The organism is Methylobacterium sp. Ger2507 (genome assembly GCF_055231875.1).
In genome coordinates, this window is record NZ_JBUYVC010000006.1 from 1 (window position 1) to 22,069 (window position 22,069).

At 61.1% G+C, this 22,069-nt stretch carries 18 protein-coding genes and 1 pseudogene; 10 read left to right on the forward strand and 9 right to left on the reverse strand.

From position 1 onward, the window contains the following. The 4 genes from ACV7NL_RS24780 to ACV7NL_RS24795 all read right to left on the reverse strand — a co-directional run. Window positions 1-1,400 (reverse strand): IS1182 family transposase (locus tag ACV7NL_RS24780; protein ID WP_463357404.1); only part of this gene is annotated, 1,400 nt, incomplete at its 3' end. A gap of 204 nt (window positions 1,401-1,604) precedes the next feature. Then, window positions 1,605-2,075: a hypothetical protein gene (locus ACV7NL_RS24785; protein WP_463357405.1), complete on the reverse strand. Its 471-nt coding sequence runs from the start codon at window positions 2,073-2,075 to the stop codon at window positions 1,605-1,607. A 4-nt stretch (window positions 2,076-2,079) separates the two neighbouring features. Then, window positions 2,080-2,766: a hypothetical protein gene (locus ACV7NL_RS24790; RefSeq protein ID WP_463357406.1), complete on the reverse strand. Its 687-nt coding sequence runs from the start codon at window positions 2,764-2,766 to the stop codon at window positions 2,080-2,082. A 185-nt stretch (window positions 2,767-2,951) separates the two neighbouring features. Continuing rightward, window positions 2,952-3,902 carry an IS481 family transposase gene (locus ACV7NL_RS24795; RefSeq protein WP_463357407.1) on the reverse strand — a complete coding sequence of 317 codons (951 nt, stop codon included), beginning with the start codon at window positions 3,900-3,902 and terminating at the stop codon, window positions 2,952-2,954. A 308-nt stretch (window positions 3,903-4,210) separates the two neighbouring features. Between ACV7NL_RS24795 and ACV7NL_RS24800 the strand changes: the two genes are divergently transcribed. From ACV7NL_RS24800 to ACV7NL_RS24820, 5 genes are all read left to right on the forward strand, one after another. After that, entirely contained in the window at window positions 4,211-4,447 is a 237-nt protein-coding gene (locus ACV7NL_RS24800; RefSeq protein WP_463357408.1) for a hypothetical protein, read from the forward strand. A gap of 136 nt (window positions 4,448-4,583) precedes the next feature. Beyond that, the gene (locus ACV7NL_RS24805; protein WP_463357409.1) at window positions 4,584-7,628 is read left to right on the forward strand and encodes a BPTD_3080 family restriction endonuclease; all 3,045 of its coding nucleotides are present in this window, start codon (window positions 4,584-4,586) and stop codon (window positions 7,626-7,628) included. Between the two features lie 139 nt (window positions 7,629-7,767). Continuing rightward, window positions 7,768-10,701, forward strand: a complete 2,934-nt coding sequence (locus ACV7NL_RS24810) for a site-specific DNA-methyltransferase (protein WP_463357410.1) — start codon at window positions 7,768-7,770, stop codon at window positions 10,699-10,701. Window positions 10,702-10,721: 20 nt separating this feature from the next. After that, a complete protein-coding gene (locus ACV7NL_RS24815; RefSeq protein ID WP_463357411.1) occupies window positions 10,722-11,360 on the forward strand; it encodes a hypothetical protein in 639 nt (212 codons plus the stop codon). 24 nt (window positions 11,361-11,384) lie between these two features. Further along, window positions 11,385-13,478 carry a 3'-5' exonuclease gene (locus ACV7NL_RS24820; protein ID WP_463357412.1) on the forward strand — a complete coding sequence of 698 codons (2,094 nt, stop codon included), beginning with the start codon at window positions 11,385-11,387 and terminating at the stop codon, window positions 13,476-13,478. Between the two features lie 372 nt (window positions 13,479-13,850). Here ACV7NL_RS24820 and ACV7NL_RS24825 read toward each other — a convergent pair. Together ACV7NL_RS24825 and ACV7NL_RS24830 are read right to left on the reverse strand one after the other, a co-directional pair. Beyond that, window positions 13,851-14,534 (reverse strand): annotated as a pseudogene (locus ACV7NL_RS24825) (recombinase family protein). Between the two features lie 707 nt (window positions 14,535-15,241). Next, window positions 15,242-15,436, reverse strand: a complete 195-nt coding sequence (locus tag ACV7NL_RS24830; RefSeq protein ID WP_463357413.1) for a hypothetical protein — start codon at window positions 15,434-15,436, stop codon at window positions 15,242-15,244. Window positions 15,437-15,880: 444 nt separating this feature from the next. Here ACV7NL_RS24830 and ACV7NL_RS24835 point away from each other — a divergent pair, with 444 nt between their 5' ends. The 4 genes from ACV7NL_RS24835 (at window position 15,881) to ACV7NL_RS24850 (ending at window position 18,886) form a co-directional block, all read left to right on the forward strand. Then, on the forward strand, window positions 15,881-16,525 hold the full coding sequence (locus ACV7NL_RS24835; protein ID WP_463357414.1) for an AAA family ATPase: 645 nt from the start codon (window positions 15,881-15,883) through the stop codon (window positions 16,523-16,525). Between the two features lie 83 nt (window positions 16,526-16,608). Further along, window positions 16,609-16,830 carry a hypothetical protein gene (locus ACV7NL_RS24840; protein ID WP_463357415.1) on the forward strand — a complete coding sequence of 74 codons (222 nt, stop codon included), beginning with the start codon at window positions 16,609-16,611 and terminating at the stop codon, window positions 16,828-16,830. A 378-nt stretch (window positions 16,831-17,208) separates the two neighbouring features. Continuing rightward, window positions 17,209-17,796, forward strand: a complete 588-nt coding sequence (locus ACV7NL_RS24845) for a hypothetical protein (RefSeq protein WP_463357416.1) — start codon at window positions 17,209-17,211, stop codon at window positions 17,794-17,796. Between the two features lie 73 nt (window positions 17,797-17,869). Next, entirely contained in the window at window positions 17,870-18,886 is a 1,017-nt protein-coding gene (locus ACV7NL_RS24850; RefSeq protein ID WP_463357417.1) for an IS110 family RNA-guided transposase, read from the forward strand. A gap of 21 nt (window positions 18,887-18,907) precedes the next feature. Here the strand turns inward: ACV7NL_RS24850 and ACV7NL_RS24855 are convergent, their stop codons facing one another. Next, window positions 18,908-19,159: a hypothetical protein gene (locus tag ACV7NL_RS24855; RefSeq protein WP_463357418.1), complete on the reverse strand. Its 252-nt coding sequence runs from the start codon at window positions 19,157-19,159 to the stop codon at window positions 18,908-18,910. Between the two features lie 350 nt (window positions 19,160-19,509). Here ACV7NL_RS24855 and ACV7NL_RS24860 point away from each other — a divergent pair, with 350 nt between their 5' ends. Next, complete coding sequence (locus ACV7NL_RS24860; RefSeq protein ID WP_463357419.1) at window positions 19,510-20,247, forward strand: hypothetical protein; 738 nt, start codon at window positions 19,510-19,512, stop codon at window positions 20,245-20,247. 670 nt (window positions 20,248-20,917) lie between these two features. On the opposite strand, the gene ACV7NL_RS24865 is transcribed toward ACV7NL_RS24860, so the two are convergent. Then, window positions 20,918-21,445, reverse strand: coding sequence for a hypothetical protein (locus tag ACV7NL_RS24865; RefSeq protein ID WP_463357420.1), 528 nt, complete (start codon window positions 21,443-21,445; stop codon window positions 20,918-20,920). A gap of 49 nt (window positions 21,446-21,494) precedes the next feature. Further along, on the reverse strand, window positions 21,495-21,836 hold the full coding sequence (locus ACV7NL_RS24870; protein ID WP_463357421.1) for a mobilization protein: 342 nt from the start codon (window positions 21,834-21,836) through the stop codon (window positions 21,495-21,497). Window positions 21,837-22,069 lie beyond the last annotated feature (233 nt).

Consider the following 22,069-nt stretch of genomic DNA (forward strand, 5'->3'; position numbering starts at 1 on the left):
GCCTCGTGCTCGGCACGCGGATGCAGGGTCAGCCGACGGCTTGCCGCTCGGGTGCAGCGCGGTTTGGCCGGACAGGGCCGGCAATCGCCAGGGCTGAAGCCGGCTCGGATGAACGGGCGACCGTTCACTGTGTCCCGGTACTCGCCCCAGCTCGTGCTCTCATGCCCCTCCGGGCAACGCACGCTGCGGCGTTCCCAGTCGACGGCGAAGTCCGTCACCTGGATCGCCTCGGCATTGCGCCGCTGCCAACTATGATTGGACCGCGTCGGGTCGATCAGGTCGATCCCGTGCCGTGCGTTGGCCACCACCAGCTGCTCGGCGCTCACGTATGCGGCATCGACCAGATGCTCGGATGGAGCCAAGCCTGCCTCGGACAGCGCCTCGTGGATCGCGCCGGTGCGAACGGCTTCGTGCACGTTGGCCGGCGTGGTGTCAGTGTGGACGACCAGCCGCGGCAGGCCGGGATCGCAGGTCTCTGTCAGGTGGACCATGTACCCGGTCCAGTCGGTTCCGGATTTGGCCCGGAACCGGCCGTCGATGTCATAGGGCGACTCGACCCGGTCGCCCGGACCACGCCCGCGCGCGTCGCGTAATCGCACCGGGTCGGCTTCGCCGTCCGTGCCGTTCCACCGCTCGAAGTGGCGCGCCCACACCCGCCGAAGGACAGCAATGGCGGGCAAGGCCGCGGCCAATGGCGGCGCAGCCGCGTCGTCCAGGGCGTCGAGCAGGCGATGGCCATCAGCCCCGACCTGGAGCACGTAAGCCTCCCGCTTCGCGCCGGTCTCCGGCAGACGCGTTTCCTCGACGCGATGATCGTAGCGGGTGTGCCACTCGGGCGGGGCGAGAGCACGCAGCCAAGCCGGGGCGGCTGTTGCGATGGCATTGAGGGCCGCACGCAGTGTCTCGGCCAGGAGCTCGACCCGATTGAGGTCGCGCACGGCCGCCAGCACGTGTGTGCTGTCGGTGCGCTGACGGCCCCGCGCCTTGAGCAGGCCTTGATCGCGCGCGGCGTCAAGGATGCGGCCCAGCAAGCGTTCGCTGGCCGCGTGCTGCAGGAGCCGGCCCCGGAACTCGCACAGGAGGCTGTGGTCGAAGCCGGGATCGATGAGGTCGAGCGCCAGCAGGTACTTCCAGTCGATCCGAGCTCGGACGGCCTCGGCGGCTTGGCGATCGCTCAGGCCTTCGCGAAACTGCATCAGCGTGACGAGGGCCAGACGCCAGGGCGCGTAGGCGGGCTGCCCGCGCGCCGGATAGAGGTCGGCAAACGTCGCGTCGGTGAAGATGGGACCGAGGCGGTCCCGCAGCAGCAGGTAGGGATTGCCGCGGCGAAACGCGGTTCGAGCGATCCGGGCGGTGTCCTCAGGCACCGGCGGGAGCACGGATTGCGGGCGGAGCGACATGAGTGGCCTCCGGGCGGGACGGCCATCCTACACCCAGACCACCACCCCTCGGAATTCGCCAACAGGGTCACGTCGTTTTCTGGACAGTTAAAGGCAAGCACTAAGCTGCGCTTTGGCTGATCTGGCGACTTAGCATAGAGCGGATGAGCAGGGCGGGACATAACAAAGCGTATTTCGGTTTAAGTCGCTAACGGCGAAGCGAAATCATGTATTCGGAAAGGAACTTGCTATGCTTTCCATATATATCGCAACTTCTGGAATTACAAACTGTTCTGTAAAAGTTCCACCGTGACCGATGTTATTGCGTCCGCCGTAATATAACTTGATCACACTATAATCATTCAAGGATTTATCAATAAGAACCTCGACCTTCGACATAAAGTGTGTATTTTTCTCATCGCGAATGACGATAGATTTCCAAGCATCCCATATTCTACTGTCTTGCCATGCAACGCCATTCGAACGATTGAGTACTACAATCTTTGCAGCGTTAGTAACTGCTTGCTCAAATCTCGTAAATAAGTATAAGAAATATGCCTGATCATTTCTTTTCCGCTGCTCACTAGCTGCATCATATGCGGCATCGTCGTCTGCAGCGAATGCATTGCTTTCGAGAGTCGCAAACGCATTGTCCGCAATCCGCCACTGATCGGAAATATCGATGAATATGCCCATAACTTTACTTCAGCAACGAGAGAAAAGAAACCGAATTTAATTGGGTTGCTTGCCTTTTGCTATCTTGACTGTAGTATTGCCAATCAGATCGGTCCGATCCTCGTCCAGATTTATCCACGAGTATATATGAAGAGCTTTTAGTTATGAGATCAACACGACCATTAGCCCCGATAATCCAAAGACCTTTAGGTTGAACGCGCATAAGACGCGTTGGGCCATCGTGTATATCGAAGCTTGGCATATGTGCCGGTGGCACTCCAAATTTCATCATCATCTCTTCGTTCATAGCTATTGCAGAGCGTGGCTTAATAGACACGCCATTAGGCAACCAGCCTTCTATTTCTGTCTTTAGGTTGTTCAAACGATCAAGCCAGTTCGCTACACGGTCGCTGACTATGTCGTGCCATCGATTTTGATATTCGTTGTTCCAAGCCAGCACTGCATTTTCTGAACCTGTATATTTGGCGCTATCGAATATAACGAGACTCACTCCGTTCTTTGGAGGATCTAGTTCGGATACCTTTAGTTTTCCGCCTTCATATCCCCTATCTCGAAGACCTGCCTCGAATTGATCTATCGAATAAGAGCTTGGAAAATTTCCGCGCTCATCTGCAAAAACCCCAAATTTATTTAGCCTTTCAATGGCTATTACCCAAGATTCTTCTAGTATGTCTTTTGTGAGACTGACCATTCGATCAAAACTCCGCTGGCCGGCATTGTGGAAATTCGGTTATCATAATCACCTTTACTGCCCTTCAAGGCAAGAAGCTGCACGCAAAACGATTGGAGCCCAAGACCGTCGGGAGAACGGGTCAACGCCGATGTACCGGTAGGGCGTAGCCGTTGCTACCATCGTGGTCGGCGTCGCCAACCGCACTAGGTGTATGGTCCCGGAATGAGGTGTGACGGGTCGATCCTGAAGCGATCGGGCTCTTTCGTCCAGGCATTGAGGATGAACTCAGTGGGTGTCAGGCCACGTAGGGTCTTGAGCCTGCGGGCGTGGTTGTAGGCATCGACGAACAGATGCAGGTGTGTTCGAAGCTGAGCATGGCTGTCGTAGTGGTAGCGTTTGACCGTTGCGTCCTTGATCGTTCGGTTCATTCGCTCGACTTGCCCGTTGGTCCAAGGGTGGTTCACCTTGGTGAGACGGTGCTCGATGCTATGCTCGTCGCAAACACGATCGAAGATGTGTTGACTATCATAGATATCCCGCTGGCGTGACGTGAACTGAATGCCGTTGTCCGTGAGCACCGTGTGGATGCGGTAAGGCACCGCTTCGATGAAGTCGCGCAGGAACTGGGCCGCCTCCATTTTGCCGGCGCTTTCGACCAGCCGTACGAAGGCGAACTTACTGGTTCGGTCGATGGCTACGAACAGCCTGAGCTTGCCTTCAGCCGTGCTGACCTCGGCAATATCGATGTGGACGTAGCCGATGGCGTAGCTCGCGAAGCGCTGCTTCTTGGGTTTGTCGCCGTCGATCTCGGGCAGTCGGCTGATCCCATGCCGTTCCAGACAGCGATGCAGCGAAGACCGGGTCAGGTGCGGGATCGTCGGTTGGAGACCGTAGAGGCAGTCGTCGAGGGGAAGCAGAGTGTGACGCCGAAAGGCGACGATGATCGCCTCCTCCTCAGGCGTGAGGACGGTGGAGCGCGGCTCCTTGGGTCCCATCCGGGCATCTGCCGTCGTCGTCCGCTTGCGCCACTTCTGCACCGTCGTCGGACTGACACCGTAGCGCCGGGCAAGCGCCCTTACGCTCTCTTCACGTAATTGAATCGCGCGACGGACTGCCTCCGTCGTGGTGGCGCTTCCATGGAGAACCTGGCCCATAGCGCTTCCCTCGCAGCAAGGTACTCAACCGTATCACCACACTGCGGGATCAAACACCTAGCAGACGTCATGCAGATGTCCGGCAGACGTCCTGCCAAAACGCCGTTTTCGCGCTGGAAGGACAAATTGGGCGAGAGCTGCTTAGTCGTGCACGCTCTCGCATTCGCCCATTCGATCAAGAGCGACTTCGCGAAAAGCCGATTTCCGTGGTCGCGAAGCGCTTTGCTCACGGTCGGCTTGATTTTACCCTTGGAAGAGGCGGGATCAGGTAGCGAGGCTCCCCCATCAGGGAAGACTCTAGGCCCCGTATGAGCATCAGAGACCAGGTCGCCCACCTCATCGCCTTCCAAGAGCTGGAGCACCTCACCGGCCAGAGGTTCTCCGAGGTGGAGCTCGAGAGGATGAAGGATGCCGCGCAGGCCCAAGGGCACACTCTGGAGGAGGCACTCGGCAGGTTCCTTCATGCCTTACGCAACATCAGCCAGGACGACCTTACGAAGGTCGCTGATCATCTCAGGTCTAATCGTCGAGATCCGCTCCACTGAGGGAACGCTAGTTGCAGACCGGTAACGGTGCGCGCGCATGTTCATTCCCGCCAGCGTTCGCCTCTCGCCCACGTGGAGAGGTGGTTCTACTGTTTCCCGAGACACTTGCGCTTAGGTCGCGCTTGGGGAGGCATATGTGGCGAAGCCGTTCTTCGAGGAACCGATCCTCAACTCGCCCTACGCAGCTCCGTCACGTCACCATGCACTCGATCCGGAAGGACAGCCGCTCGATCTACCGCCGATCGAGGGCCGTCGGCGATCGGAGCTGATCACCCCAGTTCCGAAGGCAAAAAAGCAGAAGGGAAAGGCCAAGCAAGCGAGCCTCCTGCTCGGAGACGAGCGCGGCCTTTCAACAGACAGTCAGGCTTATGTTCTGACGTCCATGATCAACGAGATCCGAGGGCATGTTGCGTCATGGCGCATGCTCAACAACCCGACCGATTGGGGCGTCACACCCGCGACGCAGCGGCTCCTTCAGCATTGGCGTCACCATGATTTTCATGGACCACGCCCCTTCTTCTGTCAGATCGAGGCCGTTGAGACGGTGATCTGGCTCACGGAGGTCGCAAGCCGACAACGGCAATACGCGCATCTCTGGCGTAGCATTGAGAGTGCGAACGAGGGTGCGAATCCCGAGTTGATGCGCCTCGCTCTCAAGATGGCGACAGGGGCCGGCAAGACCACTGTGATGGCGATGCTGATCGCGTGGCAGACCATCAACGCCGTGCGAAGCCCGAATGCAAAGCTGTTCACGACTGGCTTCCTGCTGGTCACGCCTGGCATCACAATCCGTGATCGCCTGCGTGTGCTGATGCCGGGCGATCCCGACGCCTATTACTCCACGCGCGAACTCGTCCCGACCGACATGCTGCCGGAGCTCGGCAAGGCTAAGATCGTCCTCACGAACTACCATGCCTTCAAGCGCCGTGAGATCCTGGAGATCTCGAAGGTCGGACGCTCTCTCCTGCAGGGCCGAGGCGAGGCCATCGAAACGATCGAAACCGAGGGCGCGATGCTCCAGCGCGCTTGCGGTGACCTCCTACGACTCAAGAACGTCGTCGTCATCAACGACGAGGCGCATCACTGTTACCGCGAAAAGCCAGGCTCGGACGACGAGGAGCCGGTCGCGACCGAAGACCGCGAGGAGGCCAAGCGCAACGCTGAGGCAGCAAGGCTTTGGATCTCGGGGATTGAGGCGCTCAAGCGCAAGGTCGGCGTGCGTGCGGTCTACGACCTATCTGCCACACCGTTCTTCCTGCGCGGCTCGGGCTACATCGAGGGCACCCTGTTCCCATGGACGGTCAGCGACTTCTCGCTGATCGACGCTATCGAGTGTGGGATCGTGAAGCTGCCTCGAGTGCCCGTCGCAGATAATCTACCGAGCGGTGAGGTGCCACTATACCGCAACCTGTGGGAGCATATCGGCAAGGTCATGCCGAAGAAGGGGGCCGGGAAGGCCGGCGCGCTCGATCCACTCTCGCATGTCTTTCCGGCTCAGCTCCAGACGGCCCTCCACGCGCTCTATGCCCACTACGAGAAGACCTCGGAGGCCTGGGAGCGCGCCGGCATCGACGTGCCGCCGGTTTTCATCGTGGTCTGCAACAACACAGCGACCTCGAAGCTCGTCTATGAATGGATCGCAGGCTTCGAGCGTCCGAGTGAGGATGACGAGCCAGAGGTTCGCCATGTCGGTCACCTCAAGTTGTTTCGGAACTACGACGACCACAGACAGCGGCTATCTCGCCCCAACACCCTCCTCATCGACAGCGAGCAGCTTGAGTCCGGTGAAGCTCTGGATCCAGCCTTCCGCGAGATGGCGGCGCCCGAGATCGAACAGTTCAAGCGCGAGCGGATCGAGCGCGGCGTCGATGCACAGACTGCCAACGAGACCTCAGATGCTGATCTCCTGCGCGAGGTGATGAACACAGTCGGTCGAAAGGGTCGCCTCGGCGAGCGCATCCGCTGTGTGGTCTCGGTCTCGATGCTCACTGAGGGGTGGGATGCCAACACCGTCACTCACATTCTTGGTGTTCGAGCCTTTGGCACACAGCTTCTCTGCGAGCAGGTGGTCGGACGTGGCCTCCGTCGGCAATCCTATGAGCTCAATCCAGAAACTGGACTGTTCAACGTCGAATATGCCGACATCCTCGGCATCCCGTTCTCCTTCACCGCAGAGCCGGTGATTGCACCACCTGCCGCTCCTCGCCGCACTGTGAGGGTCCACGCGATGCGTGAGAGGACGGAGTGCGAGATCGCCTTCCCACGGATCGAGGGCTATCGCTTCGACCTCCCAAACGAGCGGATCACCGCATCGTTTAGCGAGGACAGCCGCTTCGAGCTCACACCCGAAAACGTTGGTCCATCGAAGGTCCGCATGGAAGGCATCGTCGGCGAGGGAGTTGACCTCAACGCTGAGGACGCCTTCGCCGGCATGCGTCCGAGTGAACTCTCGTTCCGTTTAGCCAAGCGCCTACTCGAAACCCGCTTTCGTGAGCCTGATGCGGATCTGCCTGTGCATCTGTTCGGCCACGCCCAACGCGTGGTCCGCGAATGGCTCGACGGCGGCTACCTCGTCGCTAAGGGAGTCCCACGCGCCTCAGTGCTCTACGCCTCGCTGGCGGAGCAGGCGATTGAACGCATCTATCTAGCCTGTCAGCGCGGCGCGCCCGGGCAGAACCGCATCAAGGCTGTCCCAAGCCCCTACAATCCTCGCGGATCGACCCGCCTCATCAATTTTACTACGACAAAGACCGTTTGGGAGACCGCACCGGGCAAGTGCCACGTGAACTACGCGGTCTGCGACAGTGAGTGGGAGGCGGAACTCGCCCGTGTGCTCGAGGCTCATCCGCGGGTGCTCGCTTACGTGAAGAACCAGGGCTTGCAGTTCGAGGTGCCCTACCGCGATGGAGCCGTGCCGCGCCGCTACATCCCGGACTTTCTCGTGCGTCTTGATGATGGTCGGCCCGACCCGCTGCACCTAATCCTTGAAACTAAGGGCTTTCGTGGTAGCGATGCGCAACTCAAGGCTGAAACCATGCGGACGCAGTGGGTGCCCGGTGTTAACGCGCTGGGAACGGAAGGGCGCTGGGTCTTCGAGGAGTTCCGTGACGTGTTCGCTATCGAGGAGGCATTTGAACAACTCGTCAAAGGGCTGATCGCGACAGAGGCAGCGGCTGCATGAACTTCATAGTCACTACAGAAGCGCTACCTGGTTCCCTTCTGCACCTGCAGCCCGACGTGGCTGCATAGGCCCTCTGATTTATCGACCTCTACAGCTTCCTCGATATGGCCGGGGCAGCCGTCTAAGGACTCGCTCACTGATGGCTAAAAGCTCAAAAACCGTTGAAACCCTCGTCCACGAGGAAGCCTCACGCAAAAACATCCCTACGGCAGAGCTACAATCCTTCGCCGAGGCGGATGCCGCGGTCATGAGCCTGCCGCCGGCAGCCTACTCCCGCACACGGCCCCTACCTCAAGGTGAGCGCCGCGAGCGCGATCCAGATCTCGATCCTCAGATCGTCTGGAGCGGTGCTCGCATCCGCCTCAGCCCTGAGCAGGTGAAGGCGCTCGTCGACACCGGCGAGGTCGCCATAGGTGATGCGCAGCTCGTTTGGCGCGGCAAGGACAACCAGGACTGGTCCGACCTCATTGTCCAGGCGCCCCCTCTCTACATTCAAGAAAAGGTGCACCCGAAGGCGATCATCGACGATCTGCGCCGGGCTGGTAGTCGATCACTCAACAACGACGCTCCTGATCTCTTCTCCGATTTCAACGGTATCGATCCCGCGGCGCGCACCGAGTTTTACCAGCACGACCAACACTGGTCGAACCGCATGATCCTCGGCGATAGCCTCCAGGTCATGGCCTCACTAGCCGAGCGTGAGGGACTGAAGGGGAAGGTGCAGTGCATCTACTTCGACCCACCCTATGGCATCAAGTTCAACTCAAATTGGCAGGTCTCGACGCAGTCTCGCGACGTCAAGGACGGCAGGCAGACAGACATTTCTCGCGAGCCTGAGCAAGTAAAGGCGTTCCGTGACACCTGGAAGGAGGGCATTCACTCGTATCTCACCTACCTGCGCGACCGGCTCACCGTAGCTCGAGAGCTTTTGCACGAGAGCGGGTCAATCTTCGTGCAGATCGGTGATGAAAACGTGCACCGAGTGCGTGCAGTTATAGATGAAGTATTCGGAGCAGAAAATTTCTGTTCACTGATTACTTTTAGAAAAACATCTAGTGCAAATAGTCCTGTTGCAAAGGTAAATGTTCTTGCTTCTGTTACAGATTACATTATTTGGTTTGCAAAAGATATAAGTGTAGTTAAATATAGGCAGCCATATTCAAAGAAGGCTGCCGGTGGTGAAGGAAGTGCGCAATATACCTGGATTCAAAAGGAGGGTCATCCCGCGAGATCAATCCCTGCTGCTGAGACTGGTAATGTAGAAGCAATGATCTCTGATGGAGCTAAGCTTCTTAGGCCGGATACTTTGGCTTCTGCGGGATATAGTTCTGCTCTTTCAGTGCCATTTGAGATAAATGGTCGAATTTTCGATCTTCCTAATAACACTCATTGGAAGACGACAGTAAGCGGATTAAAGAATCTATCAAAAGCAGACAGAATCATACCTATAGGCAAGAGATTATATTACAAAAGATTTATTGATGATTTTGGTGTATCACCCAGATCTAATGTTTGGATTGATGTCGGTAGTAGCGGTTTCTCAGATCCTCGACTATATGTTGTCCAAACAGTAGGCCGAGTAGTTGAGCGATGTATCCAAATGGCCACCGATCCAGGTGACCTCATCCTTGACCCTACTTGCGGCTCTGGCACCACCGCGACCGTGTCCGAGCAATGGGGCCGCCGCTGGATCACCATCGACACCAGCCGTGTCGCGCTGGCGCTTGCCCGCACCCGACTGATGAGCGCTCGATATCCCTATTATCTCCTCGCCGACAGCCCTGAAGGTCGGGCGAAGGAGCAGTCGGTCTCTGGTCGTTCACAGCCACTGAGCCCCGCGCATGGCGATATCCGCCAGGGCTTCGTCTATGACCGCGCACCGCACGTGACGCTCAAATCGATCGCCAACAATGCGGAAATCGACGTGATCTGGGAGCGTTTCCAGGCGGTGCTGGAGCCGGTGCGCGGCGAATTGAATGCTGCGCTCGGCCAAACCTGGGAGGAGTGGCAGATCCCACGCGAGGCCTCTTCTTCGTGGACGGAGACCGCGAAAGCATCGCACGCCGCATGGTGGAAGGCTCGTATTCAGCGCCAGCGTGAGATCGACGCCTCAATCGCTAGGTCTGCCGACGTCGAGATGCTCTACGACCGGCCCTACTCAGACCCGGGCAAGGTGCGGGTCGCTGGCCCGTTCACGGTGGAAAGCCTGTCGCCCCACCGCGTCGTGCCCTCGGACGCTCTCGACCTCGACGAGGAGTTCGATGCGTTGGAAGGCCGCCGCGCCGGGCGCCGCGACGCACCGGCGCAGGATTTTTCAGCGATGGTGCTGGAGAACCTGCATGCTGCAGGGGTGCAGGGACGCGATAAAGCGGATCGCGTCCGCTTCACTGCGCTCCAGCCCTGGCCCGGTCGCTTTATCGGCGCTGAAGGGCGCTTTGTTGAGGGCGAGGGTGTTGAGCGCCGTGCTGCAATCCTCATCGGCCCCGAGTTCGGAACTTTATCACGCCCTGACCTGGTCGCAGCCGCCCGTGAGGCTGCGGATGCGCGCTTTGACCTGCTCGTTGCCTGCGCCTTCGCTTACGACGCGCATGCGAGCGAGCTGACGAAGCTTGGTCCACTGCCAATCCTCCAAGCCAAGATGAACCCCGACCTACATATGGCCGACGACCTCAAGTCGACGGGCAAGGGCAACCTGTTCGTGGTCTTTGGTGAGCCCGACATTGAGATCCGCCGCCTCGACGGCGACCAGCTGGAGGTAGCGGTAAAGGGCATTGACGTCTTCGATCCCAACACCGGCGATGTGCGCTCGAACGACATCAAGGGCATCGCCGCCTGGTTCATCGACACCGACTACAACGAGGAGAGCTTCTTCGTCCGACACGCCTACTTCCTCGGCGCTAACGACCCTTACAAGGCGCTGAAGACTGCACTGAAGGCCGAAATCGACGAAGCTGCTTGGGCGACGCTCTACCGTGATGTGAGCCGCCCCTTTCAACGGCCGGCGACTGGCCGGATCGCTGTGAAGGTAATCAACCACTTCGGAGATGAAGTTATGAAGATATATGAAGTTTAGAAGGTGATATCATAAATAGTATGCCGAAACACACACACATAGCGGTTTTAGAAAGCAAGTGGTGGCAAGAAAAAAATACCTCTGTTCGGGGCTTATTTGATCTTGTTGCTGACATATCATGCAGTAACCCTCATAGATATCACTATGAAATGGCGAATAGCGAAGTTGCTATAAAAGAGGCAATACCAAGAATCGGTTCTTATGTGAATTGTAGATACCTATACATTGCAGCTCATGGCGATCATGACGGCTTATACCTAGGCAACGAAGAAAGGTTGACTCGGACAGAACTTAGGAACTGCCTACTTAGGATGGGTGATGGTATTGATGAGCGTCTTCACGGGCTTCATTTAGGCTCGTGTATATTTGGATCGGCAAAAGTCGCAAGATTCATATTTGAGGGTAGAGTTCCGGTCACTTGGGTTTCTGGTTATAGCGAAACTGTAGATTGGATCGACTCTTCAGCTTTGGATCTTTTGTTTTTCAATCAGCTCGCCGGCCAAAGCAATAAGTTTCTGCCGGGAGTTACAATAAAAAAAGTCTCTAAAAGGCTATTGCGGCTTGCTCCCGGGTTGATAGAAAAACTTGGATTTGGAATATACGTCAGAGAAGGAAGGAAAGGTGAGATAAGAAACCTTTTAGCTCCTGCATACAATTGAAAGTAGCTCGCCGAGGCATAAGTGATGGACTTCCGCATTGCCGACACTTTCACCGCCGCCCTCGCCCGACTTCCTGCCCAGGAGCAGAAGGCGGTGAAGACGTCAGCTTTCGACATGCAACTCGATCCGTCGGGACCGGGGCTTCAGTTCCACCGCCTCGACGCTGCCAAAGACCCAAACTTTTGGTCCGTTCGGGTCAACCGTGACATCCGCATCATCGTCCACAGGACCGCGGCAAGCCTGCTGCTTGCCTACGTCGATCATCACGACAAGGCATACGCCTGGGCGGAGCGGCGGCGCATCGAGGCCCACCCGCGCACGGGTGCCGTTCAAATCGTCGAGTTGCGGGAGCGCGTTGAGGAAGCAGCACCGGCTCTGTTCGCGTCGCATTCGCGGGATGTGCCCGCGCCTTCACCGGAGCCTGCACTATTTGAAGCCCTCTCATTCGACGACCTCCTCTCCGTCGGGGTGCCCGAGGACTGGATTGAGCCAGTTCGCGCCGCGACCGAAGCCCGCTTCTTCGACCTTGCGAGCCACCTGCCGGCGGAGGCCAGCGAGGCGCTGCTCGAATACGCCGCGACTGGCTCGCTTCGGCCTCCTGCCCCTGCCCCTACTGCCCTTGTGGATCCATACGAGCACCCGGATGCTCTGCGCCGCTTCCGCGCAATCGAGAACCTCGACGAACTACGCGCCGCTCTCGATGCCCCCTGGGAGACGTGGTCGGTCTTCCTGCACCCATCTCAGCGCGGTGTGATCGAGCGCAGCTACGCCGGTCCTGCCCGCGTTGCCGGCTCAGCGGGAACAGGCAAGACCGTTGTGGCCCTGCATCGTGCTGTCCGCCTCGCGCAGGCAGATACGGCCAATCGCATCCTGCTCACCACATTCTCTAAGCCCCTCGCTGATGCGCTCCGGCGCAAGATTGACGTCCTCGTCGCCGCCGCGCCTGGATCTGCCGGGCGGATCACAGTCACTCCCTGGAGCGGGCTCGCTGAGGAGTTGCATCAACTCGTTCATGCCCGCCGGACTCGCATCGCCTCCGAAGCGCAGGTCCGAGCTGCACTACTCCAAGCTGCTGGCGAGGACGCTCGGTGGTCCGAGCGCTTCCTCGTCTCTGAGTTTCTGCACGTAATCGATGCGTGGCAGCTCGACAGCGAAGCGGCCTACGCCGAGACCCCCCGACTTGGTCGGCGAAGCCGTCTTGGCGCAAAGCAGCGCGCGGCGCTCTGGCCGATCTTCGCTGACGCCCGCGCACGCCTTAACGCACAGGGGCTGACCACCTGGGCCAGCGTGTTCGCCGGTCTGGCGACACACTATGCTAGAGGCGCAGGTAAGCCGTTCAGCCACGTCGTCGTCGATGAAGCGCAGGATCTCGGCGTGCCAGAGCTGCGTCTGCTCTGTGCTCTCACACCAGAGGGCACGGACAGGCTTTTCTTCGCCGGGGATCTCGGTCAACGCATCTTCCAGCCGCCGTTCTCATGGAAGGCGCTTGGCGTTGATGTGCGGGGGCGATCGACAACGTTGAAGGTGAACTATCGCACCTCGCACCAGATTCGCGAGGCAGCCGACCGTTTGCTACCAAGCATTGTGCGCGACATCGACGGGCGTGAGGAGGCTCGCAAGGGCACGGTCTCGGTTTTTGATGGCCCAATGCCGCTTGTCGTAAAAGTTGAGGACGAGGCGGCTGAGCGTGCCGAAATTGTCTCCTTCATTGCTGCTGCCCGAGCGGATGGCGTTCAACCGGACGAGATCGGTCTGTTCGTGCGCAGCCGCTCGCAGCTCGACCGCGCTCGTGACGTTGCTAAAGCTGCCGGGCTCGTGCCAATCGAACCAGGCGATGCGGTGCCAGCCATAGGCGAGGGCGTCATCGTGGGCACGATGCACCTTGCCAAGGGACTGGAATTCAAGGCTGTCGCCGTGCTCGCCTGTGACGGTGGAATCCTCCCGCTTCAGGAGCGCATCGATACCGCTGTCGATGAAGCGGATTTGGATGAGGTCTATGAGACCGAACGCCATCTTCTTTACGTCGCCTGCACCCGCGCGCGCGATCGGCTTCTAATCACTGGCGTGCATCCCGGCTCGGAGTTTCTCGAAGATATTAAATCGACAGGTAGATCATAAGATGTATAGGGGGTTTAATAAATTCTTCAACCGTATGAAAAAACAGCCTACGGATTATGGACCCAAGAAATACTTCGAGCCAACAGCGGGAGAAAATAACTTTATCGATGAGCCTTTATTTATAACGAAATCTGAGCAGGCGGAATTTGGGTTCGGGGAAATAAGCCAAGCAGATTTTATTGTCAGAGTTAAGTCTGAAATTCTTTCTATTGAAAACATTGAAAATAAAACTTGTGGCCAGATTTCAGCCTTGCTCAATAGAATTAATTCAAAAACTTTTAAATCAAACCAATGGACGTCTAGAATCGTAGCTGTATTCACTAGAAAGTATATGAGCATAAGACCAAAGTTTTAAAAAGCATTTACTAAATATTACATTCGAGAAACAACGCGCTGCACCTGAATGGCCGACCAAGACGTTCCTCCACGTGCTGTCGGGATTCCGCGCGTAGTAAGGGCAGTCGCGATCTCTCGGAGCGATGATGCTCCCGAAGCCCGAACGTCCTTGATGGTCTCGGCGAGATCGAGCGCCCGTGCGTCTGCAATGCGGGTCCTCGCCGCCCGTCCACGTTCACGGCCAACCTCCTGACGCTGCAGATTGGCCGGGGTGCCCAGCTTCTTCCCGCGTGCCTTGGCGGCGGCCAGAGCCTTACGCGTGCGGTCTCCGATGAGACCGGCCTCGAGCTCGGCCACGGCGACCATCTGCTGGAGCATGAACCGTCCGGTCGGCCCTTCAATCTGTGGCAGGTCGCAGAACCTAACCTCGACCCCAGCCTCCAAGAGGCGTGAGAGGAACGTCACCGAGCGGGTAAGTCGCGAGACATTGGCAACGATCAACGTGGCGCCTCTGATCCGGCACTGTGTGAGCGCTTTGGCCAACTCGGGCCGTTCCGATGAGCGGCCACTCTCCACCTCGGTGAACTCGCCTACGAGGCTCTAGGAGCCGCCGTTCAGGAAGGAACGCACCGTCTCCTGCTGAGCCTCAAGCCCCAGACCGGAGCGCCCCTGCCGGTCGGTGGAGACCCGGTAGTAGGCGACGAACTTGCCATGGGCCATGACAGGCGGTCCCATTAGTTGACACGCCCTTCAGGCCAGATCGCCTGGCCTAGGACCTCCGACGGCCCAAGAGCGATGACTGGTCTTTTTGCTAAGTGCCGTGCACTCTTAGATCCACTTGCCAGCCATCTCCGCACGGGTTCGACGCTGTCCTCGTTGCTCTCAGCGTGAATGGAGCGGCCGAGTATATCGACTCGACGTCCCCATAATCCCTCATCGTCTGGATGCTGTCCTAAGTGCGATGGTCCGAAGTCGGCCACCCAGCGGCTACGACATGAGAAATCACGATCGGGATGCACGCGGAAGAAGGCCCAGACGTCGAGGTCTTTCACGCCTTGTGTCTGATCGACAAAGTGCTGTGCGCTGCCCTGGCAAAGCGTCAGGAGGAGTAGCCGGTCGCGATAGAGGCCACTTGTCGTCGGACGACGCCTGAAAAGGTCAATGAGGACACTCGTTGCGATTGCAGCGAGGCGGCCCAGGTCGTCCTGGGTGATTGGCTCATAGCACCGCTCCACTACCCCACATATCGCGCTCACTCCGTATCATTCTCTCAAACGAACGTCTGGAAGAATGTAACAGAACCACCAGCGGCTGATAGCAGCACGACAGCGCTGTAGTGCGACAGCGCTGTCGTGCTATCATTCTGTAGCGCTACAGCACGGCCATCGTCTGTGTTAGGCTGGCAGCCCTGCCGCTCAAGGACTACCTCAATGCCCTGCAATGGCGTTCCCCGCTGCTATGAGCCTATCACCGACGAACTCCTCCAGCGGCTTATACAAACCACCCTCCCCGCCTTCGATGAGTTGTTCGCTCGCCGAGCTGGTGCTGGTCGCTACCAAGGCCGTCTGCTGATGCTCGCGCTTTGTCAGGGTGCAGCGCTCCACCGCGTTGGTGGTCAGCACGGGGTGAAGGACATCGACGTATGGGGCTTCTTCCGAGCACATGCGGACGGAGCATTCCCTTTTCGATGGCGTAAGACCGCCGACTTCGGCCCTTCGACGCTAGGCTACAGCCCGGACGATCCAGGATACGCTGGCCGCCGTGTCGATGTGCTTGGACGTTCCATAGACGTGCGAGATCAAGAGGACGCATTGGGAGCCGTCCGACGCTATCTCGCGACTCCACGCACCAAAACAGCTTGGCACCTTGCCCAACGGCCCGTGATCGCACTGTACCCCGAGCCGCTTTTCGGGGCGCAGGTATGGCCGCTTCGACCATGAGCGACACTACAGCGCTACAGCGCTTTCATGTTGCAGCACTATCACACGGTCACACGATAGCTTGATGATGCGGTAACCCTTTCATGCAACCATGCTATAGCGCTGAAGCGCTACACTGTGAGGATCATGCGGACCATCGCCTTTGTCACTCAGAAGGGGGGAGCGGGCAAAACCTCCCTATCGGCCTCCATGTCCGTTGCAGCCGCGGCGGCGGGGGAGCGTGTGATCGCCCTCGATCTAGATCCGCAAGGGTCGCTCGCAGCCTGGGGCGACATACGAGAGGCGGAGAACCCCGCAGTGGACCGCCTGCCTTCCGATCGGCTGGCCGAGCTACCCGCGATCTTGGCCGCGCTGAAGGGCCAAGGCTTCACGCTGGTCGTCCTGGACACCGCCGGGATCGCGTCCACTGCCGGCAACATCGCCATGCAGGCCGCCGACCTGGTGCTGATCCCGGCCCGCCCGTCACGGCTCGATCTCCAGGCCACCATGCCGACAATCGAGACCCTGATGCGGTTGGGGATGCGGGACAGGTTCGCCTTCGTCCTGAACCAGTGCCCAGCCGGGCGGTCCTCCCGCACGTCGGAAGCGGCCGGCGGCCTGGGCATGTTCGGGGTCCTGGCCGAGCCGTCGATCACGCAGCGAGCTGACCACCAGGACGCCATGGCCACCGGGCAAGGGGTCACCGAATACGCCCCGGAAGGAAAGGCAGCGGAGGAGATCCGAGCACTCTGGACCTGGGCCGACCGCAAGGCGAAGGAGCAGACGAAGTGACTAAGCGACCCTCGATCATCGCCGGCTTGCCGACGCCTGCGGCGCAACCCGCTAGCGCTCCCCCTGCCCCGGTGGCCGAGCCGGTGGCAGCAACCGCCCCTACAGCGGCATCCGGCCGGCGCCCAACCCCGGACGTGGTCCACACCTCAATCTATCTGCCGAAGGGTGCGCACCGCCGGCTGAAAGAGATCGCTCTCACCCGCGATGTGAAGGTCCACGACTTGATCGTGGAAGGCATCAATTCGGTCCTAAAGAAGCATGGGCATGCCGCGATCGAACCCCGCAAGGGCAGTCGCATTGAGTAACGCTGTAGCATTACAGCACGACCGCACTAAAGCGTCATGACGCTAGAGCGCTGCTGGGACCGTGTGCAACCGGTTTCACTAGTCAGCCAGTGTTCGTCGACGAAGACGGCGCCCTCGTGCCCGACATCGTGCTCGATCGCCTGGACGGCGACGACGACGAGGACGTGCAGGAGGTGGCCCTCAATTTTTTGCCCCGAAGGTTGCGCCGGTTCGCGGATCTCCTGCGCAATGACTGAGCCCAGCGCACTGGCGCCGGTGGCGCGCCGACATCCTCCGCCTGATCGGCGGAACGCGCGCCGAGCTGGACCGCATGCCCTGGAATGAATTCTGCCGCGAGCAGGCCGAGGCGCGCCGCATCAAACGCGAGGAGCGCTGACCGTGGGGAACCTGACCTCGACCCTGACGGTCGCGCTTACCGACAACGTCTCCGGCCCGGCCGGCAAGGCCGCCGGCGCGCTCAACAAGCTCGGGACCTCGGACAAGGATCTCGCCAAGCTCGGCGCCTCGTTGGCCGAGGTCGGGCGCCTGACGAAACAGCTCGACGAGCTGCAGGCCAAGGCCGCCAAGATCTCCGCCTTTCGTGACGCGGCCAGCGGCCTCGGCGAGGCGAGCGGCGCATTCCGCCTCGCCCGCCAGGACGTCGCCCGGCTCGGGGCCGAGCTGGAAAAGGCCAAGGCCAAGGCCGCGTCCCTGAAAGGTGTCCGCGCGGCCGACGCCGACGTGCGCAAGCTTGAGCGCGCCCTGCGCGACGCCACGAACGCGGCAGCGCAGAGCCGCGCGGCCTTCCTTGAACAGGGACAGGCGTTGCGCGGCCTGCGCTCGGGCCTCACGGCCGCCGGCGTGCCCCTCAAGGCGCTCAAGACGACGGAGGAGGGCCTCCTTGCGCCGCGATGCGCCCTTCAAGAGCCCGGCCGCGTTCGCGCGTGGCCGGGCTCTTTTGCGTTTCAGGGTCCTAACCGGGCCTGATGGTGTGGACGGCTCCCGCTACGGCATCGCTGTGCCAAGATGAGGTCGTTGATCTCATCGACAGGAGCCGTCCATGGCACAGGTTCGCACCATCGGCCTCGCTCTGGCGAAGAACGTCTTCCAAGTCCACGGTATCGATGCGGAGGGCAAGGTCCTCGTGCGTCGGCCGTTGCGCCGGGCTGAGGTCCTGCCCTTCTTCGCCAAGCTCGCATCATGCCTTGTCGGCATGGAAGCCTGCGCGACTTCGCATCATTGGGGGCGCGAGCTGACGAAGCTCGGCCATACCGTCAAGCTGATGCCGCCGGCCTACGTGAAGCCCTACGTCAAGCGCGGCAAGACCGATGCGGCCGACGCGGAGGCGATCGCGGAAGCCGTCCAACGGCCGACCATGCGCTTTGTCGCCGTCAAGGCGAGGGATCAGCAGGCGGTGCTGATGCTGCACAAGGTGCGGGATCTTCTCGTCCGGCAGCGGACCATGCTGGTCAATGCCCTGCGCGGGCACCTGGCCGAGTTCGGCATCGTGGCAGCCCAGGGTGCTGCCGGCGTGACGAGCGCCATCGCGCAGTTCAGGACCGAGCAGGCCGACCTGCCGGAGTTGGCCCGATCGGCGATCCGGCGCCTCATCGGTCAGATCGAAGCCGTCGCCCAGGAAGTTAAAAGGGCCGAGACAGAGATCGTCGTCTGGTGCCGCGCTGATGCTGCGAGCCGCCGCCTGCTGACGATCTCGGGCATCGGCCCGATCACCGCGAGCGCCATCGCGGCAGCCGTGCCCGACCCCAGCTTGTTCCGCTCCGGCCGGCAGTTTGCGGCTTGGCTCGGTCTCACGCCGCGAGCCCATAGCAGCGGTGGCAAGGAGCGGCTCGGACGCATCAGCAAGCAGGGTGACGGAATGATCCGCCGGCTGCTCGTGGTGGGGGCGACCGCGGTGATCCGGGTGGCGCGCCAGGACAATCCCGGGCGCGCCTGGGCCAAGCGGCTTTTGGAGCGCAAGCCCGCCCGGGTCGTGTCGGTGGCTCTGGCCAACAAAACCGCCCGGATCGTCTGGGCGGTGATGATGCGCGGCGAGGTCTTCAGAGCGCCCGCCGTCTGACGAGATTCCGTCTGCCGGCTCTTATCGGCTACTGATTCGGGCTGAGAGCTGGGCTCTCGCCGCATCGCGCTCCATCCGAGCTGCCGTGAGCTCGCTGCGGAGAGCCTCGATGTCAGCCTGCAGGTCCCCGGCATCGACCGCCATCTCGATGCATTGCTCCTGCGCCTCGGCGAGCTGAAGGTGCAGGTCGGCGTTCTCGGCGGTGAGTTCGAGCAGGGCGATGTCGAGGGCGGTGAGCGGCGCATCGGGCACGGGCCTACGTGACTGAATCATGCCCCCGGCTATCACCCCGAGCCTGTTGCCGTTGACTTAACCATCCCGCCCAGCCGACATGTCAGGTCTGGCCGCGCTCGCCCTCTGGTGCGAGTCGTGCACCAACCACCATCCAGGATACACGCCGCGAGAAAGACCTAAGCCCAAAACGCCAACGGCCCCACCCCTGCAAGGGTGAGGCCGTCGAATTCGTAGGGCTTTTGAGGGCAGATTGCTTCCCCTCATCAGCCACAGCACCGCTCAGGTGTCAATCGGGATCGCTTCCCGAGACGATGGCGCTTTGCCTTTTGACGGGGACAGCTCTGGCTGCGCCCCCTGCTTTGCCGCGGCCCGAGCAGGGACCGGGACCGATGTTTCACGCCGTCATGCAGGCCGCGATCGAAGGCGCACGCACGCTCGCGCAGATGGACGCGCTGTCGCGTCAGCTCTGGCAGGGCCACGGGGCAGGGGCCTTGGGCGACCACGAAGCCCAGAGCCTCGCCGAACGCCTCCACGGACGCCGCAGCGCGGTCCGCGAGGGCATCCGCCCGGTCGGCATCCCAGCCGGCCGGGCGAGCCTGTTCCCGCCGCGCCGGAGCCCGAGGAGCCCCGACAGGATCGCCTCGCGCGAGCGGCGTCGGTTGTTGGCGTGTTCCGGCCCGCTGCCGCCGCAGATCGCCGTGCGCTTCACCGAAGGGCAGCGGGCGGTCCTGCGCATCGTCGCCGACGAGGTGGCGGCCAAGGGCGTGTGCGGGCTTTGCATCGACGCCATCGCGGCGCGGGCCGGGGTCTGTCGCCGCCTGGCTCAGGGCGCGCTGCGTCTGGCCGCCGGCGACGGCCTGTTGACCATCGAGGAGCGCCGGCATGAGGGGCGCAAGAACTCGCCCAACCTGGTGCGCATCATCAGCGCCGAATGGCAGATGTGGATCTGCCGGGGCGCCGGTCAGAAGCGCGCGGGGTTTGCGTTGGGCACGGAGGAGAAGCCGTTGCCGATGGCACCAGGGTGCAAAGCGTTTCGCCCCACGGATAAGGGGATAACTTTGGGGACAAGTTCGCCAGCGAAACCGGGCAAGAAGCTGCCGGAACGGCAGAGCTTTGCCCATCGCTAGCGAATCCTCCGCACCCCTTCCGACAGGCAGGACCGGCGCAGCCATGCGGTGGGGGCATCCGGCCGAGCGGTTTAACGAACGCCGTCGTGCCATTGGCCCGATCCCGGTGACGAACGATCCGCTCGGCAGACCGGGCGCGACGCGGCACGTCCGCATGCCGACCGGGTGAGGGGCGTGGTGGGTGACCGCGACGGAGGGGTAGGGCGGCGTCGTCCGTCGCAATCCCGGCACCGAGAGCCGCAAACGCTCGGCGGTGCAAGGCCGCAGCGTTCCCGACTGTGAGACCGTGATGACCGTCCATCTCGTCGTGCGCGACGTCGATGGATTCGCCCGTTGGGGTAGCGGGATCAAGGTGTCCGGCGAGCCGGTCGTCGCCCCACAGGGTCATGCCGACAAAGCGGCAGCTGGCGATCGCCGCGCTCGTCCCATCGAGGAGCGTGATGCCGGCCTGTGCCGCCAGGGCTTTGGCCAGGATCAGATCCTCGTCCACGACCCCGTTCCAGAGCACGTCGAAAGGCCAGCGGCTCGGGTCGGAAGTTCTCCGGATACGGCAGGGTCTCCAAATGGAGATCGGAGAGGATCCAAAGTTTGGCCAAGGCAATTTCCGTGGGCTCGAGCGATCCGGGTGACGCGAACACGTCCCCGACCCTGAGGGGCTTTGTGCCAATCGTCAGACCTGTGGGTTGCCGGATGCGGGCCTCACGATCGAACACGAAGGACGGTCGCAAAGCCTTCGTCCCGGCTGGGTGGTTCGAAACGCTCGGCCACGGCCCGGAGAGCGGCTTCCGGGATGATCCGGTAGGGCGAGCGGTGTGTCGATCCAGACGGCCGATACCTGCGCGCCAGATCGCTGAGCCGCCGCGATGATGGGCTGACGGTGCCGGCGGCCGGGCAGCGCCGCGTCGAAGAGGATCGCGAGCGGCCGATCCTGCGCGGCCTTGCGCGCCCAGGTGCTCTTGCCCGCACCCTGCACGCCGCACACGACGATCACCTCAGCGGGAGACGGCGCTGCGGCCAACGCGGCATCGAGGGTGTCGAAGGCCATCATCCAAGCGGCTCGGCTGCGTTCCGGCGTCCAGAGGTGACCGTCGGGCGTTGCCAGAAACCGATCCGGATCGATGATCACGCGCTTCGTTCTCCGATCCGGACGGCCGATGATCCGCTGGATTGCCGTGTGCCCGTCGACCGGAACGAGCATGCCGCGGGTCGCGTCTGCGATCCCACCCCCGCCGCACCCGTTCGACGCCTCAAGTCGTGGGCTCCTGGCTCCGGCTGGGGGCAGTCGTCTCGGCGGTGGAAGACTGCGATCCGGCCGCTGCATTCTCGCTCGGCGGTCCGATGAGATCGGCGAACAGGGCTTTGTCGGCGTCCCGGGTGAGGAAGTCCGGCAACTCGCGGCGGAGCCAGTCGGCGAGACGCTGGGTGAAGGCCGGATCGTGATCGTCGTTGAGCCGCTGGATCACGAGCGCCCCGAGCAGGACCTTGCGCCGGGTGTCATGGGTGCGCTCCTGCCGGCCGAGGCGAGCCTGCAGCGTCTTCTTCTGCGCCTCGATCTGCGCCAACCGTTCGGCAATCGTCCGCCGCGCCATGATCGAATGCTCCGGTCGTACAGGTTGTATTCTGTCGTTCTAACGAGCCGGACCTGAAAGGCCAAGCTCGGTCCCGCCGGACATCGTCAGGCCGGACACGACATCGTCTTGCATCCTTTGGCTGTGTCGGTGATCCCGAGGGGCGGATAGGTCGCGGGGAGACACCGTAGCCGTCTGGAGCGAAGCGGAAGGCAAGGCGAAGGGCGCACTTACGAGTTGCTGCGCAACTCAGG